This window comes from Chryseobacterium sp. UF-81 (assembly GCF_058245105.1).
The window spans coordinates 242,811-259,027 of sequence record NZ_JBSIBX010000003.1 but is presented as its reverse complement, the minus strand read 5'-3'; the positions used below and the strand labels follow the sequence as shown (position 1 = coordinate 259,027).

The window sequence follows — 16,217 nt, the reverse complement described above, 5'->3', positions numbered from 1 at the left end:
AGGTTTTTATTTTTTCCAAAAAACTGTAACGATCTTGATGGGAACAGTAGTCATTGTAATCAGTACTGTTCTATGGACTAAATATCTTTATGGATGCCATGCAAAACGTCTGGAAATATACTTAATGAAACGGACGAATAATTTCCTGACCTGTTTTCTGCAAGCAATAACGATGAAACCTCAGAGCTGTTCCGGGGTTTCATTTTTAAAAAATTGTTATTTATCGCGTTCAAATTTATCTGAGGTTTTATTTTTCCTTAAATTTGCAGATCAGAAATAAAATGATATGGATTTTAAATATTTGATCCTCCCTTTTACTTTCTGAATCTATATAATTTCTAAAATATGCTATCAAAAATAAATCCTATACAAACCACCAGCTGGAAAGCCCTTGATGAACATTTTGCAGGAAATGACTTTGATCTGAGAAGCCTTTTCCAGTACAATCCTGACCGTTTTAAAGAATTCTCTCTACAGCAAGATAATTTCCTTTTTGATTATTCTAAAAACCTGATCGATGCTAGAACGAAAGAACTTTTACTGCAACTGGCCAATGAATGTCAGCTGAAAGATGCCATTTCTAAAATGTTTGCAGGTGACAAAATCAATGAAACAGAAGGAAGAGCAGTTCTGCATACAGCATTAAGGGATTTCTCGGATAAAGAGATTATTGTTGACGGTGAAAATATCAAACCTCAGATCAGAAGAGTTCTTGACCATATGAAAGCGTTCTCTGAGAAGATTATTTCAGGGGAACACAAAGGCTTCAGCGGAAAAGAAATTACCGATGTTGTGAATATCGGAATCGGAGGTTCAGACCTTGGCCCGGTGATGGTTTGTTCAGCTTTAAAGCATTTTAAAACAAGATTAAACGTTCATTTCGTTTCTAACGTAGACGGTAATCACATTGCTGAAACCGTTAAAACCCTGAACCCTGAAACCACATTGTTCATTATTGCTTCCAAGACTTTCACCACTCAGGAAACAATGACGAATGCCAATTCTGCAAAAGACTGGTTCCTGAAAGCAGGAAAAGAAGAAGATGTTGCTAAACACTTTGTGGCATTATCCACTAATGTTGAAGCAGTCAAAAAGTTCGGAATTGCAGAAGAAAATATTTTCGAATTCTGGGACTGGGTAGGCGGAAGATATTCTCTCTGGAGCGCTATCGGCCTGAGCATTGTTCTGGCAGTTGGCTATGACAATTTTGAGCAGCTTTTAAAAGGCGCAAACAATACAGATCAGCATTTCCAGACTGCAGATTTCTCTGAAAACATTCCGGTTTTAATGGGACTTTTAGGGATCTGGTACCGTAATTTCTATGCAGCGACAAGCTATGCAATCCTTCCCTATTCACAATATCTGGACAGGTTTGCAGCTTATCTTCAGCAGGGAGATATGGAAAGTAACGGAAAATGTGTAGACAGAAACGGAGAATTTGTAGAATATGAAACCGGACCTATCATCTGGGGTGAGCCCGGAACAAATGGCCAGCATGCCTTCTACCAGCTTATTCACCAGGGAACTGAGCTTATTCCCGCAGATTTTATCGCTTATGTGAAAAGCAGCAATGCAGTTTCCGATCATCAGCCAAAACTTTTAGCTAACTTTTTTGCACAGACTGAAGCACTTGCTTTCGGGAAATCTGAAGAGGAAGTAGAAGAAGAATTAAGAAGCGCAGGAAAATCCGATGAAGAAATTGATAAATTGTTAAACTACAAGGTCTTCCACGGAAACACACCAACTAACTCTATATTATTCAACGAATTAACTCCTTTTTCACTAGGCCAATTAATTGCCATGTACGAGCACAAAATCTTCGTTCAGGGTGTGATCTGGAATATTTTCAGCTTCGATCAGTTCGGGGTGGAATTAGGAAAAGTTCTGGCCAACAAGATCCTTCCTGAGCTTGAAAACAATGAGGCGATCAGCTCTCACGACAGCTCTACGAATGGATTGATCAATTATTATAAAGGAAATAAATAGCAGATGTCTGCATTAAGGTCATATTATTATAAACTTCCTCCCGGTCTCAGGCTTTTGGGACGGAAAATTTATTATTTCCCCATAGATCTCTATGAAGGGCTTACCGGAAAGAGATCGAAAAATGAACCCAAGAAAGGAGATATTTATGTAGGTGGCAGTGACTTTATCCCTCACGGGATCCGTCAGGTGAATGCGCTTAAAAAATATATCGGCTTACAAAATACAGATCATGTACTGGATGTGGGATGCGGGATCGGAAGGACTGCAGTAGCTCTTACAGAGACTATCACGGAAGGAACATATGACGGATTTGATGCCGTTGAAAAGGGAATCAGCTGGTGTAACAAGCATATCGGAAAAAAACATCCGAATTTTACATTCAAGTTTACACCGATTTATAACGACCTGTATAATACTTTTAGCCAGAAAGCGGAGAATTTTACATTTCCTTATCATGATGCCCGATTTGACAAAGTATTCCTGTTCTCGGTTTTCACACATATGCAGATACCGGAGATCAAAAGGTATCTTAATGAAATCAGCAGAGTGCTGAAGAGTGACGGGCAATGTCTGGCCACATTTTTCCTGTATGATGAGTCTAAAACGGAATTCGGCACTATGCCGTTCCCTCATCAGTATGAAGGCTACAGGCTTATGGATGATAAAGTGACCGCAGCCAATATTGCAGTAAGCATTCCCTTGCTGAATGAGATGGCTTCAGAAGCAGGATTAAAAGTAACCACCATAAAAGGAGGATTCTGGAGAACCGATGTAGAAAAGGAAGGAGCCGATGAATTCCAGGATATTGTTGTATTCAATAAAATCTAAATAAAAGTAAAAAAAGTAAAAATGGCAGAAATTCTTGACGGACTTAAAGTGTCCAAAGAAATAAAGGCAGAAATCAAGGTTGAAGTGGAAAAGATCCTTGAAGGCAAGAAGAGAGCACCCCATTTGGTAGCTATTCTTGTAGGAAACAACGGGGCAAGCAAGGCCTATGTAAACAGTAAAGTAAAAGACTGTGAGGAAGTAGGATTCCGCTCTTCGCTCTTAAAGTTCCCGAGCACCGTTTCCGAATCTGAATTGCTGGAGAAAATTGATGAATTAAATAAATCTAAGGAGGTAGACGGCTTTATTGTACAGCTCCCTTTACCGGACCAGATTGATCAGGAAAAGATTATTCTTGCGATTGATCCAAGAAAAGATGTAGATGGCTTCCACCCTGAAAATTTCGGGAAAATGGCATTGGAAATGGACACTTTCCTTCCTGCTACCCCTTTTGGGATCCTGACACTATTGGAAAGATATAATATTGAAACCAAAGGAAAAGACTGTGTAATTATCGGGAGAAGCAAGATCGTAGGAAGACCTATGAGCATCCTGATGGGAAGAAAAGACTTCCCGGGTAACTCTACCGTAACTTTAACACACTCTTACACAAAAGATATCGAAGAATATACAAAAAAGGCAGACATCGTTATTACCGCACTGGGTGATCCTCATTTCTTAAAAGGAGATATGATCAAGGATGGTGCAGTAATCGTGGATGTGGGTATTACAAGAGTTGACGATGACTCTCCAAAAGGATACTATCTTGCGGGTGACGTAGATTTTGACAGCTGTGCAGCCAAAGCAAGCTGGATCACACCGGTACCGGGAGGAGTAGGTCCTATGACCAGAGCCATGTTGATGAAAAATACCATCATCGCTTACAAAACGTCGGTCTATAACGACTAATTTTAAAATGAACAAAGAAGAAGATATTTTATTAAAAGAAGGTAAAATGCTCCCTGTAATGGAGCATTTTTACACTTTACAGGGAGAAGGGGCACACACCGGAAAGGCATCCTATTTTATCAGATTGGGAGGCTGCGACGTCGGGTGCCATTGGTGTGACGTAAAGGAAAGCTGGGATCCTAAACTCCATCCATTAATGAATGCAGAAGAAATTGCAGAAACTGCTGCAAAGCATTGTAAAACAATTGTTTTAACCGGCGGTGAACCGTTGATGTGGAATTTAGATATCTTAACTTCCAAATTAAAAGAATTGGGATGTACCATCCATATTGAGACCTCAGGAGCCTATCCGTTGAGCGGACAGATCGACTGGATTACCCTTTCGCCTAAGAAAACAGGACTTCCGAAAGAAGAAATCTATGAAAAAGCCAGTGAGCTTAAAGTGATTATCTTCAATCAGCATGATTTTACATTTGCCCAGGAACAGGCCGCAAAGGTTTCTGAAAGCTGCAGATTGTATATGCAGAGCGAATGGAGCAAACGTGATGAGATGTATCCAAAGATCACCGATTTTATTTTGGCCCACCCGGAATGGCAGGCCTCGGTTCAGACCCATAAATACCTGAATATCCCGTAAAAAATATGTACATTAGCTCTTCGTATCCGCTATAAATACCGATAGATGCAGAGAATTCGATACTCTAGATACCTGAAATCGATCATTATTTTGCTTGACCTTTTGGTTATTGCATCTATCTTCATATTCTTTTTCATAAGCAGGAACGAAAGTTTAAGATATCATAAAGAAACCTGGTATCAGAATATTTTTTCCCTGGTATTGCTTTTTTTGTTCTGGATGCTTTTAAGCGGCAGGACAAAAATTTATAATATTCAGAGAAATCTTACCTATACCCTGTTTCTGGAACGCCTCCTTATCCATTTTCTGTTTTTTATACTCGGCGTTCTGCTCATTGGAAAAGTAAGCAAAAATGTATTTTTCAATTCAGATATTTACTGGCTTTCCTTCTATCTTTTTTTCTTTATTTTTCTTGCGAAATCGATTATTTATTTTATTATAAAATACTTCCGCTCGCTAGGGATCAATTATAGAAATGTGATGTTTTTAGGGGAAACGAGTTCTACAGAAATTCTGAAGAATATATTTCAGGACAGAAAAGATTACGGATATAAAATATTTGAGTACGGAACTTCTGATATAAAACCAAGTGAGCTCGTTGAGTTTTGGAAAAAAAACGGGATCCATACCCTGTTTTTATCTACAGAAAACCATTTCACCGAAAGTCTTGAAACTGAAATCTTCAAACTGGCGGAAGACCATAAAGTTCACGTCTCATTAATCCCGAGCATTACACAGAGCGATTTTTTCCTGTATGATCTTGGATATATTCAGACGCAGCCTATTCTCAGCCAGGCAAAATATCCTTTGGATTATTACTCGAACTTCCTGGTTAAAAGAGTTTTTGACATTTCTTTTTCCATCCTTATATTGGTTTTATTAGGTTCCTGGTTATTTCCGGTTATTGCAATTCTCATCAAAATAACATCTAAAGGACCTGTCTTTTTTATTCAGCAAAGATATGGTTTCCATGAAGAAGTATTCTCCTGTCTCAAATTCAGAACCATGATCGTTAATGATGAATCAGCAACGAAAACTACCGAAGAAAATGATGTCAGGATCACAAAAATAGGTCGTTTTCTCAGGAAGACCAGCCTTGACGAGCTTCCGCAGTTTATCAATGTACTGAAAGGGGAAATGTCTATTGTGGGACCACGTCCGCATATGCTTGCTGTTGATAATTTTTACAAACCCAAGATAGGAAGATACAGTTTAAGAAGCATGGTATCGCCTGGTATCACTGGCCTTGCCCAGGTAAGCGGGCTGCGCGGAGATTATGGAGATGTGGAGGTGGAAATGAAAAAAAGGATTCTTGCAGACACGTTCTATGTAAGAAACTGGAGCTTTGTTTTGGATCTGATCATTATTTTGAAGACCGTTTTACTGGTGATTGGTGGCGACAAAAACGCAAAATAAGTTAAACAAAAGGTTAAGACTGAAATTGAGGAATCATATTTGCTTCTAAGGTTTAATAAAGCTCTGTTGAGCATCTGAGGTCTAACCTTAATTAAATAAAAAAAGTCTAATTTAGCAGCATGTTAAAAAAGTTTTTTACAGCAGTAGGAGAATACATTATCCTTCTAGGTAAATCCTTGCAGAAGCCCCAGAAAATGAGGGTTTTCTGGAAGCTGTTCATGAGAGAAATCAATGATCTCGGCGTCAATTCCTTTGGGCTTGTGATCTTCACTTCTATATTTGTGGGGGCCGTAGTGGCTATCCAGATGTTCAATAATTTTGATTCGTCTTCTTTTCCTATTCCGCCTTCATTCGTGGGATATGCCACAAAGGCTGTTTTGGTATTGGAATTTTCACCGACCATCATCAGTCTTATCCTGGCAGGTAAAGTAGGATCATATATTGCATCAAGTATAGGAACCATGAGGGTTTCCGAACAGATCGACGCACTGGACATCATGGGGGTAAACTCTCCGAATTTCCTGATATTGCCCAAAATTTTTGCCTGTGTCATTTTCAATCCCCTGCTTATTGCCATCAGTATCGTATTTGGTATCGGCGGCGGTTATCTGGCAGGTATCCTTACCGGAAACTGGACAGAAAATGATTATATAGTGGGGATCCAGATGTATATGCCCACTTTATTTGTGTACTATGCTTTTGTAAAAACCACAGTATTTGCTTTTATTATTGCTACGGTGCCTTCTTACTTCGGATATAATGTTAAAGGAGGATCGCTGGAAGTAGGTAGAGCCAGTACACAGGCTGTAGTATGGACCATGGTATTCATTATCATTTCGGAATTAATTTTAACCCAATTAATATTAAGCTGATGATTGAGGTAAAAGATCTTAAGAAGAGTTTTGACGAGGTTGAAGTACTTAAGGGAATTTCAACTTCTTTTGACAAAGGAAAGGTGAACCTGATCATCGGGCAGAGTGGTTCCGGAAAGACCGTTTTCCTGAAAAGCTTACTGAATGTTTATCAGCCATCATCAGGAGAAATCCTTTTTGACGGCAGGGATATCAATGTCATGACACGTGAGGAAAAACAACATCTGCGTTCAGAGATCGGAACGGTATTCCAGGGCAGTGCACTTTTTGACTCTCTGACGGTGGAAGAGAATATTATGTTTCCACTGGACATGTTTACCAACCTTACTTTCAGAGAAAAAAAGAAAAGAGTATTTGAAGTAATCGGCAGAGTGCATCTTGATAAGGCAGGGAGAAAATTTCCTTCTGAGATTTCCGGGGGAATGCAGAAACGTGTTGCTATCGCAAGAGCAATCGTTAACAATCCGAAATATCTTTTCTGTGATGAGCCGAACTCCGGCCTTGACCCTTATACTTCCAATGTTATTGATGATCTTCTTCTTGAAATCACCAAGGAATATAATACAACGACCATCATCAATACGCACGATATGAATTCCGTGATGACGATTGGGGAGAAAATTGTGTACCTGAGACTGGGGATCAAAGAATGGGAAGGAAACAAAGATATTCTTATTACTGCAGGCAATAAAAATCTTATTGACTTCGTTTATTCTTCAGAACTGTTTAAAGAGCTGAGAGAATATTTACTTGAAAATAATAAAACGATTGAAAATACAATCTCTAAAATAGATGATAATGAAAAAGGTACTTAGTATAGCGTTAATCGGGTTTTCAATGTTAGCTTCTGCACAGATTTCCCTGGCAGGAAAAGCCAACTTAATATTCCCGACAGGCTCTCCATCCTGGAAAAACATTAAAGGAACGGTGAATGAAGCCATTGAAGGAACAGGAAAGAACAATGCAGGTTTCAACGTAGGACTTTCTTTAAAAATAGGGCTTCCGACTGCACTTTATGTAATGCCGGAATTATACTACACTCATTTTAAAAATGAATTCACAGCAGAGAATACTACTTTTGATGTAAAAAGCAACCGTATCGATATGCCTGTTCTTTTAGGGTATAATCTTTTAGGAAATATGCTTGGGGTTTTTGTAGGGCCGGTAGCAAGCTATAATTTAAGCAAGGATAATACCTACAATGATTTTAAAGAAAATGTTAAAAACAATTTCACGGTAGGGTACCAGTTTGGTGCACAGCTTGAAATTAAAAAGCTGATCATCAATGCACGATATGAAGGAGCATTCAGCAAAGATGAAAGAAATTTCATCAATAAAGTCTCCGGATCGGAAATCAGGTATGACAACAGACCGAACCTGTTCTTAGTAGGCGTAGGTTATAAGTTTAAGTAATTTGAAAATAACACTATATAAAACCCTCAAATATTAAACTTGAGGGTTTTTATTTTGCTGAAGTTCCGCTTCTCGTCTGGCAATATCTGCCGCCTGTTTTTCCAGATCTTCTTTTTCTTGCTGCAGTCTCTTGAATTCTCTTTTTTTCTCTTCAGCCTTTATGGCGCTACCTTTACTTACATATCCTACCATTCCGCCAATAATAAGGCCAATTCCTACTCCAGCCATTACACCCATCATGTGGGAGATGGTAATTCCACCTACGGTAAAATCAGTGGTCAGATAAAAAAGCAGAGCCGATACGGCAAGCAGTATAAGCCCGGTAATTGATAAACTTTTCATAAATATTGTGTTTAGTGGTTTATATTGAAAAAGCCTTACCCAATTTAGTGAAAAATTCAATAAGGCTTTATACAAGATTAAATTCTGAATAATTATATTTTCCCTCCGGCTGCTTTATAGTATTCCAAAGCTTTTGGAAGGTTTTTATTGATATCTGAAATCCTTGTCTCAGGATTCGGGTGGGTAGATAAGAATTCCGGCTGTCTTGAACCCGATGCTGCCGCTTCCATTCTGTTCCAGAAAGGAATTGCCTCTCTCGGGTCATATCCTGCCATAGACATCAGATACAGTCCCATCTGATCTGCTTCTGATTCCTGATTTCTACCGTATTTCAAGAGGGCTACCTGAGATCCGATAGGATATACTTTTTCAAAAATTCCTGCCCATTGTGAATTGGAAATTGTTCCACCCAGAATAGAGCCTCCATACTGTGCAACCATAGCTTGGGAAATTCTTTCATTACCATGGCCTGCTAATGCATGTGAAACTTCGTGTCCCATTACTACTGCCAGTCCATTGTCATTTTTTGTAACAGGAAGAATTCCTGTATAAACGGCAACTTTTCCACCAGGCATACACCAGGCATTCAGCTCATTGCTTTGTATAAGATTGAACTCCCAGTTATAATTAGCAAGATCGGCAGATCTTCCTATGCTCTGGTAATATCTTTCTGCTGCACTTTTTATTCTGCTTCCTACACTCGTTATTCTTTTTGCATCTGCAGTTCCTGTGATAATCTTAGATTTAGACAATGTCGTTTTATATTCCTGAGCAGACATTGTTAATATTTCCGAATTATTTGCAATCTGTAATGAAGACCTGCCCGTAATTGGATTAGTTGTACATGCTACAGTTGACAAGGCAACTGCTCCTATTCCTAATAGATGTGTAAATTTCATAGTTGTTTGAGTGTTAATAATTCAACATTTACAATTTTTATTCCAAAATGATTCAGAAGGAATATATTTGCATACAATTTGCTATCTAAATTTACAATTAATACGGTTATGAAAAAGTATATTTCATTTATATTTATTTTTGGATTCCTTTTTTTCTTTCAAAGTTGCTCCTCACAGGCTTCATTGGATTCCAAAACAGTTGATGCGCTTGTAGATTCCCAGGAATTTACTTTTCATGCACAGAGGGCCAATCCTATGAATTATGATGTTATCAACGTTATGAATTCAATGCCAAATTCTACTTCAATGAGGATCTTAGAACTTAATGGAGATAACTACAGCATTATAATCAATAAAAACAATTTGGAGGTGGTACTTCCTTATTTTGGAAGAGTATTTAATCCTGCTTTCGGAGATAGAGATAAAAACAGCTACCGTTTTACATCCAAGGACTTCACTGTCAATAAGTCTCAGAATAAAAAAGGAAACTGGACCTTAAAGATTAAGCCTAATGATACAAGAAATGTTGATGAGATTAATATAGAAATTTTTAAAAGCGGTAAGGCATTTGTTTCTATGAGAAGTAATGACAGACAGCCGATAACCTATGACGGTTATGTTTCCAAGAATGAGGAAACGCCAAAAGAAAAGGAAAAGCTTTAGTCTTTTGATAAAAATTTTTCAACAAATATTTTTGCTTCAGTGCTGGGATTAGAAACCATTTCTGAAGCATTTTTTTTGTGCTGTACATAAGCAGCCTCTACAGAATCGCTTCTTTTCATCATAGCCAGGATATATTCCTGAACCCAATATTCAAAACGCTTTTCAGCCTGCCTGGTACGGACTTCCTTAAAGCGTCCGGTTTTCTTTTTCAAATCTATAAATTCACCTATACTACCATATACTTCCTCTAAACCTTCATTGTAAAGAGCAGACCCTAATAATACCGGGATTTTCCAGCCTTTTTCTTTGGGAGGGATAAAGTCCAGCGCACGTTTGAGTTCCAGCCTTGTATTTTTTGCTTTCTGCAGATTATCCTGGTCCACTTTATTGATAAAGATAAGATCTACCATTTCCATGATACCTCTTTTGATCCCCTGAAGCTCATCTCCCCCGCCAATGATTTTCAGAAATAAGAATACGTCTGTGATATCGGCTACAAGAACTTCGGACTGCCCCACTCCAACTGTTTCGATCAAAATATAATCATATCCTGCCGCTTCGCAGATCATCATAGTCTCAAAGGTGGTATTGGCAACACCGCCAAGAAATCCGGAACTCGGGGAAGGGCGGATAAAGGCATTTTCTTCTTTCGCCAATTCTTCCATTCGGGTTTTATCTCCCAAAATACTTCCTTTATTAATGGAAGAGCTGGGATCGATGGCAAGAACAGCAACTTTTTTACCGTTAGCAATAGCAAGCCTTCCGAAATTTTCAATAAATGTGGACTTTCCTGCACCGGGAACTCCGGTGATTCCCACTCTCACTGAATTACCCGTGAAGGGCATTATTTTCTTCAGAAGCTCTTCTGCCTGGGTCCTGTGCTCGGCTTTTTTGCTTTCGACCAATGTAATAGCTTTTGCGATCAGGCGTTTATTTCCTGACTGTATTCCTTCCATTAGTTCTTCTGTAGAAAATTTCATTGATTCAAAAATATAAAAATAACCTTCAAACTCCCATACAAACGGGCATTAATTTTATTTCTTCTAAATTAAAACTAGATACTGCCTTACCAACAGGAAGTGGAAATTCCTACATTTGTTACTCATCAAAATCAAGAAAAATGAAAAAAATATCCGCTGCTGCATTATTTACCGCCTTATTAATGGCTTCCTGTACACCAAAAGCTTCTACAGCCGGACCTATAGGACCTGCCGTTTCTACTGCGGAACAAATAGCGCAGGGAAAAACAATCTTCGAAAATTCCTGCGGAAGATGCCATAAGCTCCCGGATCCTGCAGCACACACCTCTGTACAGTGGGTGGGAATCATGAATTCAATGGCTCCAAAAGCGAAGCTGACTGACGAACAGCATCAATGGGTATACGACTATATTGTTTCTGTGAAAAAATAATCACCAAATCAGAATATGGATATGAAAAAAGTAATCTTAAGTATGACCGCAGGTGCTGCATTTATGGTATCCTGCGGACCTAAAAGCGTTGCCGTAACAGGGCCAAAGTACACCGCATCTGAGCAGCTGGTTCAGGGAAAAACTATTTTTGAAAATTCATGCTCCAAATGCCACAAACTTCCGGATCCTGCTAAGCATGATGACCAGGGATGGATCAAAACATTAAGCAGAATGGCTCCTAAAGCGAAACTGAGTGATGAGCAGCACCAAATGGTGTATGACTATCTGATCTCTGTAAATAAAAAGTAGGAGTTTCAGTATTGCAAATAGGAGAGTTTCAGGGTATAAGCGTACAAAAAGCTTATACTCCTAAATTTCTCTGGTTTATTTTAGGACAATCCCCAATCCTGGTTTCCCGGACAGGATTATTTTTCCGTTTTCTACAAAATTTCCAGAGGCATAGTCATTGGAAATGAGATTTGCGCCATCAAGATCGGCAAAATCAGTAAGACCTGCCAGTACGCAGCCAGCGGAGATTCCAACCGTAGATTCCGTCATGCAGCCGATCATAATTTTATACCCCAGATCTTTTGCTGTTCTAATCATTTCTAATGCCGGAGTGAGTCCTCCGCATTTCATCAGTTTGATATTGACACTTTTATAATAAGGCAGAAGCTCTTCCAGGGAATTAAGATCCTGGGAATCTTCGTCTGCCATCCAGTTGGCAAAACCATCTTTTCTTAAAACTTGATACTGGTCAACCTGTCTTGGCTGTTCCAGGTAAGAAAACCGGCTGACCTTTTCATTTTCCTGAAGCCACAGACAGTCCTGATCTGTAAAACTGGCATTGGAATCTAAAGCAATGTTGCGGTTCAGCCTCAGCAGCTTTTCGATATTGTCTTTATGCAGCCCTTTACATTTTACTTTGAATCTGTTCCAGCTGCTTTTTTCTATTTTCCGGATCTGATCTTCAATATCCGCTACTGAAATGGTAATTGAACTTTCTGCCAAGTTCCCGGTAGGAATATGATTTAATTCTGTAAAACTTTTGTTTTCAAGTTTTCCGAAAAGGTCCCAATAAGCACAATCTAAAGCCGACATTAAAAACGGATGCAGATCCAGCGTTGAAAGAAAGTGAAAAAAATCTTTGGGATGAACAACAGTCTGCTTTTCAAGTAAAGACCGTATCTCTTTTAATCTGATGATAAAGTTTTTCAGATCAATATGATAATAATCTATGGCAACACATTCTCCGTATCCTTTACAGTTTAAATAAGATAATTCTACCAGCAAGGCTTCTCTTGTGTGATAATTCCCATAGGCGATTGAGAAAGTTTCTTTTAGCTGAAGTGTTTTAAGTTCAAAATTAAGTTCCATCTATTAAAGCTACAAAAAAAGGACCTTAAAAAGATCCTTCTGTAATAAGTGAGACATCATTTAAGAAAGTAATTACTTTTTCTTTTTAGTTTTTGTCATTTTGCTTTTGATCAGTTTTGTCCTGCCAGTCAAAAAATCAATCATAGCCTGGTTATAACTGTATTTTCTTGCTTCTTTTAAAGGTTCCAATGCTTTTTTATATTCCAGCCTGATTTCAAATAGCAGCGATTTCTGTATCAATATTCTTGCTTTGTCTATTCCTTTGATTCTTAAAGCATAATGAATCAGTTTTTCAGCTTCATCGAAGTCCTCATTATCCAGAAGACATTTGATATAATGCTGTGGCGTGTTGAGATTGGCCACATTGCACTGCATGGCTTCCTCAAAATACATTTTTGCTTTTTCGTAATCAGTCAGCATTTCGCTGTATATTCTTCCCATCAGGCAGAGGCTGTCTGCATCTTCCGGATCGTAGGACAGGGCATAATTCAGTGCTTCCAGGCAGTCCGGAAGACTATATGGATAATTATCCAGAGCTTCAAAATAATATTTACTTTTAGTTGAGATCATTTCTATCGTTTTTTAATTCTTTTTTCAGGATATTCCTCTGTTTCTTAAATGATTTATCCTGATAATTCTTTTTAAAGTCCGTTCCGGAAAATGTACGGACCGGATTCCCTCTCTGCACCTGCAGATGATTGCTCCATGTATCCTGCATTCTTTTTTCCAGCTGTTTGATATACAATCCGGTTACTTTTTCTTTCAGCCGCATAATGGCCAGCTTTTTATTCTCCAGCTGAGACCGGGAATCCTGTGCAAAGACACTTTCTCCGGTGGGTATGTGAACGGCACGGACAGCCGTGTTGACTTTATTTACATTTTGTCCGCCGCTTCCCTGGCTTCTGGTAGTCTGGAACTGAATATCTTTTTCACTGAAATTGATTTTCTCCAATCCTTCCAACTCGAAGACACCGATAAACCAGTTGCTCCTTTTATGAAGTTTCCTGAACGTACTTTTTCCGGTCCAGCATATGCTTCCCAACCATGTTTTTAAAAATCCATCTAATTCTTTTCCTTTTAAAAGGAGCGTTACTGATTTCAAAGTCAGGTTTTCATCTCCATTTTCGCGGTGAATGATTTCGTAATCTATTGTATTGTTTTTAATTTCTTCAAGGAAGACCTTCAGGATTTTAGCGATAACCCACTGGCATTCCAGAGGTCCTCTTCCCGAGGTTATTTGAATAAGTTTTTCCATTTTAATGTACTTTAGGGATTTCACTTAATTTTGGATGACCAACGGGGTCAATTCCTTTCTGCAGTAAATCTTTAGCAGCCATTACAGCCCAGCATTTATCACTGGAATGGATATTTCTGTAAAACGTAATTAAAAGTTCAGGCTTAACCACTGTAAAGCCACTGATTTCAATAGTTTCCAGATCATCTCTTTCGAAGAAATCTATAGTAATTCTGTGAGATTTTCCATTTTCCAATTCTGCTGTTTTTTCATACCTGCGGAAGTTTTCTTCACTCTGCAGATGATCATAGCGGGTCCATACTTTTTCAAAACCTTCCTGCTGAAGAATTATTACCGCTTCTGCTGTATTCTCTTTCTTTACAAAAACATCAATGTCCTTGTGGTCATGAGCATGTTTGTATTCCGTATGTCCTGTTTCTGACATGAAATGCCATGCCCAGCCTCCTGATATAATAACTTTATCTTTTAATTTATTTAAAATTTCAAGTCCTTGCAGGATTCTAAATTCCGACCAGACTTCTCCGTATCTTTTTATGTTATGAGGTGCTCCCATTTTATATTTTTTTTGTTTTTTTGTTGCGTGTTCCTGATTACCGGTTAGAATTTCCAAATGACAACCAGAAACCTGCAACTAAAATTTATTTATCCATTCTCACAATTCGGGGTTGAAATGTTCCGAGAATGTCTACCAATTCGCTCTGTGCATTCATTACTTCATGAATGTCCTTATAAGCCATCGGTGCTTCTTCTGTATTACCGCCCATCAAAGTGACCTTCTTCAGCTTAAGCTCTTTGTTGATATCATTCTGAGTAAAAAGGCTTCTGCATTCTCCTCTGGAATGAGCTCTTCCCGCTCCGTGTGATGCTGAATTCAAAGCATCGGGATTACCTTTCCCACGGACGATAAAGCCTTTTGCCGTCATGGATCCTGGAATCATGCCCAATTCATTTACGTTGGCAGGAGTTGCTCCTTTTCTGTGGACAATGACTTCTTTTCCGTTGTGAATTTCTTTCCACGCAAAATTGTGATGGTTTTCAATTTTTGCTTTCACTCTTCCGCCGACAGCTTTTACCAGTCTTCTATGGATGTCATCATGGCAGGCAGAAGCGTAATCTCCGGCAAGGTTCATTGCCGTCCAGTATTCCAGGCCGAGATGAGTATTCAGATCCAGCCACGCAAACTGCTGCGCTTCTTTTGGCAGCGGACACTGATCTGCAGCTGCTCTTGAATAATATTGCGCGATCTCGGCTCCTAAACCTCTTGAACCGCTGTGAGAAAGTATTCCCAGATATTTTCCTTTCGGAAGGCCAATCTGTTCATCTTCTTCCGTGATCTCCACTTCTCCGAATTCCACAAAATGATTTCCTCCGCCGGAAGAGCCCATCTGTTTGATGGCTTTTCCTTTTAATCTCCTCAAAACCGGGATCATATCGAAGGTATCTCTTTCAAAGATTTCATGATCAATATGAGATTTATGCGTTTCGTACATCCCGAATTTGGTGTGTTCGGCAAGAGCTTTTTCATATTTATCTCTTGCTCCGTCAAGATATGAAACGGGTGTATCCAAAATACTGAGGCTCATCCTGCAGCCAATATCCATTCCTACACCGTAGGGTATAACCGCGTTTTCGACAGCCAAAACACCACCTATCGGAAGTCCATACCCGCTGTGTGCATCCGGCATTAAGGCGCCCTGGGTTGAAACGGGCAGTTTTAGTGCTGTATACAACTGGTTTTTTGCTTCTTCAGAGATATTGTTTCCAAAAATCTGAAAAGAGGCACGCTGCGTATTGAGCATTCTTTTTTCTGTTTTTCTGGATGAAAGCAGTGATTCTGCAATTTGCCCGAACGTCAGGTCTTTTTCAAAGCTTTCCGGATTGAGAAGGATGTCTTTCAAAATAGATTTTACATGATGGATATTCTTCGTTGCAAAATTTCTTTTCATCACTTCCAAAGCCACATTGACACTTTGATTATTCGGATACCCGAGTTTTAATATATCTTTTCCTTTTAGTTTTAAATTTCCCATTGTTTTATTTTTAAGACATAAGATGTCAGACACAAGATCCAAGATTTTGATCTGTGCATGTTATTTTTTATCAACTAAAATATTAGTTGATCTATTTGTAATGAGGAACAATACATTGGAATCTTAAAAAGGTTCAATGATTCTGTTCTTCCTTGATATTAAAAAATTTCGGGGAAACTGGA

General features: G+C 38.8%; 19 protein-coding genes. 11 read left to right on the top strand and 8 right to left on the bottom strand.

Going from position 1 to position 16,217, the window contains the following annotated elements:
* Positions 1-345 precede the first annotated feature (345 nt).
* The 8 genes from pgi (at position 346) to AC4IFE_RS06595 (ending at position 8,058) form a co-directional block, all read left to right on the top strand.
* A complete protein-coding gene (gene pgi / locus AC4IFE_RS06630) occupies positions 346-1,986 on the top strand; it encodes a glucose-6-phosphate isomerase (protein ID WP_490755781.1) in 1,641 nt (546 codons plus the stop codon).
* 3 nt (positions 1,987-1,989) lie between these two features.
* Entirely contained in the window at positions 1,990-2,814 is an 825-nt protein-coding gene (locus AC4IFE_RS06625; protein WP_490755780.1) for a class I SAM-dependent methyltransferase, read from the top strand.
* 21 nt (positions 2,815-2,835) lie between these two features.
* Positions 2,836-3,720 (top strand): bifunctional 5,10-methylenetetrahydrofolate dehydrogenase/5,10-methenyltetrahydrofolate cyclohydrolase, encoded by an 885-nt coding sequence (locus AC4IFE_RS06620; protein ID WP_111958477.1) that lies wholly within the window; start codon positions 2,836-2,838, stop codon positions 3,718-3,720.
* A 7-nt stretch (positions 3,721-3,727) separates the two neighbouring features.
* Positions 3,728-4,357, top strand: coding sequence for a 7-carboxy-7-deazaguanine synthase QueE (locus AC4IFE_RS06615; RefSeq protein ID WP_490755779.1), 630 nt, complete (start codon positions 3,728-3,730; stop codon positions 4,355-4,357).
* Positions 4,358-4,402: 45 nt separating this feature from the next.
* Complete coding sequence (locus AC4IFE_RS06610; protein ID WP_490755778.1) at positions 4,403-5,773, top strand: exopolysaccharide biosynthesis polyprenyl glycosylphosphotransferase; 1,371 nt, start codon at positions 4,403-4,405, stop codon at positions 5,771-5,773.
* A gap of 119 nt (positions 5,774-5,892) precedes the next feature.
* Positions 5,893-6,645, top strand: a complete 753-nt coding sequence (locus AC4IFE_RS06605; protein WP_490755776.1) for an MlaE family ABC transporter permease — start codon at positions 5,893-5,895, stop codon at positions 6,643-6,645.
* Complete coding sequence (locus AC4IFE_RS06600; RefSeq protein WP_111958469.1) at positions 6,645-7,460, top strand: ABC transporter ATP-binding protein; 816 nt, start codon at positions 6,645-6,647, stop codon at positions 7,458-7,460. Before AC4IFE_RS06605 ends, AC4IFE_RS06600 begins: the two co-directional genes overlap by 1 nt.
* Positions 7,444-8,058, top strand: a complete 615-nt coding sequence (locus tag AC4IFE_RS06595; RefSeq protein ID WP_490755775.1) for an outer membrane beta-barrel protein — start codon at positions 7,444-7,446, stop codon at positions 8,056-8,058. Before AC4IFE_RS06600 ends, AC4IFE_RS06595 begins: the two co-directional genes overlap by 17 nt.
* Before the next feature lie 33 nt (positions 8,059-8,091).
* Here AC4IFE_RS06595 and AC4IFE_RS06590 read toward each other — a convergent pair whose 3' ends face one another.
* The gene (locus tag AC4IFE_RS06590; protein ID WP_490755773.1) at positions 8,092-8,400 is read right to left on the bottom strand and encodes a hypothetical protein; all 309 of its coding nucleotides are present in this window, start codon (positions 8,398-8,400) and stop codon (positions 8,092-8,094) included.
* Between the two features lie 92 nt (positions 8,401-8,492).
* Complete coding sequence (locus tag AC4IFE_RS06585; RefSeq protein WP_490755771.1) at positions 8,493-9,299, bottom strand: M48 family metallopeptidase; 807 nt, start codon at positions 9,297-9,299, stop codon at positions 8,493-8,495.
* 108 nt (positions 9,300-9,407) lie between these two features.
* Here AC4IFE_RS06585 and AC4IFE_RS06580 point away from each other — a divergent pair, with 108 nt between their 5' ends.
* Positions 9,408-9,962, top strand: a complete 555-nt coding sequence (locus AC4IFE_RS06580) for a DUF4251 domain-containing protein (protein WP_490755769.1) — start codon at positions 9,408-9,410, stop codon at positions 9,960-9,962.
* On the opposite strand, the gene meaB is transcribed toward AC4IFE_RS06580, so the two are convergent.
* The gene (gene meaB / locus AC4IFE_RS06575; RefSeq protein WP_490755768.1) at positions 9,959-10,942 is read right to left on the bottom strand and encodes a methylmalonyl Co-A mutase-associated GTPase MeaB; all 984 of its coding nucleotides are present in this window, start codon (positions 10,940-10,942) and stop codon (positions 9,959-9,961) included. The two genes, AC4IFE_RS06580 and meaB, sit on opposite strands and share 4 nt — an antisense overlap.
* A gap of 140 nt (positions 10,943-11,082) precedes the next feature.
* Here meaB and AC4IFE_RS06570 point away from each other — a divergent pair, with 140 nt between their 5' ends.
* Both AC4IFE_RS06570 and AC4IFE_RS06565 read left to right on the top strand, forming a co-directional pair.
* Positions 11,083-11,373, top strand: a complete 291-nt coding sequence (locus tag AC4IFE_RS06570; protein WP_490755766.1) for a c-type cytochrome — start codon at positions 11,083-11,085, stop codon at positions 11,371-11,373.
* Positions 11,374-11,394: 21 nt separating this feature from the next.
* Positions 11,395-11,682, top strand: coding sequence for a cytochrome C (locus tag AC4IFE_RS06565; protein WP_111958717.1), 288 nt, complete (start codon positions 11,395-11,397; stop codon positions 11,680-11,682).
* 75 nt (positions 11,683-11,757) lie between these two features.
* Here the strand turns inward: AC4IFE_RS06565 and AC4IFE_RS06560 are convergent, their stop codons facing one another.
* The 5 genes from AC4IFE_RS06560 to AC4IFE_RS06540 all read right to left on the bottom strand — a co-directional run bounded on the left by AC4IFE_RS06560 (position 11,758) and on the right by AC4IFE_RS06540 (position 16,035).
* Positions 11,758-12,750, bottom strand: a complete 993-nt coding sequence (locus AC4IFE_RS06560; RefSeq protein ID WP_490755763.1) for an enolase C-terminal domain-like protein — start codon at positions 12,748-12,750, stop codon at positions 11,758-11,760.
* Between the two features lie 72 nt (positions 12,751-12,822).
* Positions 12,823-13,320, bottom strand: coding sequence for a tetratricopeptide repeat protein (locus tag AC4IFE_RS06555; protein WP_490755762.1), 498 nt, complete (start codon positions 13,318-13,320; stop codon positions 12,823-12,825).
* Positions 13,307-14,005, bottom strand: coding sequence for a peptide chain release factor H (prfH, locus tag AC4IFE_RS06550; RefSeq protein ID WP_490755761.1), 699 nt, complete (start codon positions 14,003-14,005; stop codon positions 13,307-13,309). Before prfH ends, AC4IFE_RS06555 begins: the two co-directional genes overlap by 14 nt.
* Before the next feature lies 1 nt (position 14,006).
* Complete coding sequence (locus tag AC4IFE_RS06545; protein ID WP_490755759.1) at positions 14,007-14,558, bottom strand: nucleotidyltransferase family protein; 552 nt, start codon at positions 14,556-14,558, stop codon at positions 14,007-14,009.
* 85 nt (positions 14,559-14,643) lie between these two features.
* Positions 14,644-16,035: an RtcB family protein gene (locus tag AC4IFE_RS06540; protein WP_490755757.1), complete on the bottom strand. Its 1,392-nt coding sequence runs from the start codon at positions 16,033-16,035 to the stop codon at positions 14,644-14,646.
* Positions 16,036-16,217: the final 182 nt, after the last annotated feature.

Coding starts and splice junctions, on each gene's coding strand:
- AC4IFE_RS06620 (WP_111958477.1), top strand. CDS start 2,836: ATGGCAGAAATTCTTGACGGACTTAAAGTGTCCAAAGAAATAAAGGCA.
- AC4IFE_RS06595 (WP_490755775.1), top strand. CDS start 7,444: ATGAAAAAGGTACTTAGTATAGCGTTAATCGGGTTTTCAATGTTAGCT.
- AC4IFE_RS06610 (WP_490755778.1), top strand. CDS start 4,403: ATGCAGAGAATTCGATACTCTAGATACCTGAAATCGATCATTATTTTG.
- meaB (WP_490755768.1), bottom strand. CDS start 10,942: ATGAAATTTTCTACAGAAGAACTAATGGAAGGAATACAGTCAGGAAAT.
- AC4IFE_RS06600 (WP_111958469.1), top strand. CDS start 6,645: ATGATTGAGGTAAAAGATCTTAAGAAGAGTTTTGACGAGGTTGAAGTA.
- AC4IFE_RS06585 (WP_490755771.1), bottom strand. CDS start 9,299: ATGAAATTTACACATCTATTAGGAATAGGAGCAGTTGCCTTGTCAACT.
- AC4IFE_RS06540 (WP_490755757.1), bottom strand. CDS start 16,035: ATGGGAAATTTAAAACTAAAAGGAAAAGATATATTAAAACTCGGGTAT.
- AC4IFE_RS06545 (WP_490755759.1), bottom strand. CDS start 14,558: ATGGGAGCACCTCATAACATAAAAAGATACGGAGAAGTCTGGTCGGAA.
- AC4IFE_RS06560 (WP_490755763.1), bottom strand. CDS start 12,750: ATGGAACTTAATTTTGAACTTAAAACACTTCAGCTAAAAGAAACTTTC.
- AC4IFE_RS06570 (WP_490755766.1), top strand. CDS start 11,083: ATGAAAAAAATATCCGCTGCTGCATTATTTACCGCCTTATTAATGGCT.
- AC4IFE_RS06565 (WP_111958717.1), top strand. CDS start 11,395: ATGAAAAAAGTAATCTTAAGTATGACCGCAGGTGCTGCATTTATGGTA.
- AC4IFE_RS06605 (WP_490755776.1), top strand. CDS start 5,893: ATGTTAAAAAAGTTTTTTACAGCAGTAGGAGAATACATTATCCTTCTA.
- AC4IFE_RS06615 (WP_490755779.1), top strand. CDS start 3,728: ATGAACAAAGAAGAAGATATTTTATTAAAAGAAGGTAAAATGCTCCCT.
- AC4IFE_RS06590 (WP_490755773.1), bottom strand. CDS start 8,400: ATGAAAAGTTTATCAATTACCGGGCTTATACTGCTTGCCGTATCGGCT.
- prfH (WP_490755761.1), bottom strand. CDS start 14,005: ATGGAAAAACTTATTCAAATAACCTCGGGAAGAGGACCTCTGGAATGC.
- AC4IFE_RS06580 (WP_490755769.1), top strand. CDS start 9,408: ATGAAAAAGTATATTTCATTTATATTTATTTTTGGATTCCTTTTTTTC.
- AC4IFE_RS06625 (WP_490755780.1), top strand. CDS start 1,990: ATGTCTGCATTAAGGTCATATTATTATAAACTTCCTCCCGGTCTCAGG.
- AC4IFE_RS06555 (WP_490755762.1), bottom strand. CDS start 13,320: ATGATCTCAACTAAAAGTAAATATTATTTTGAAGCTCTGGATAATTAT.
- pgi (WP_490755781.1), top strand. CDS start 346: ATGCTATCAAAAATAAATCCTATACAAACCACCAGCTGGAAAGCCCTT.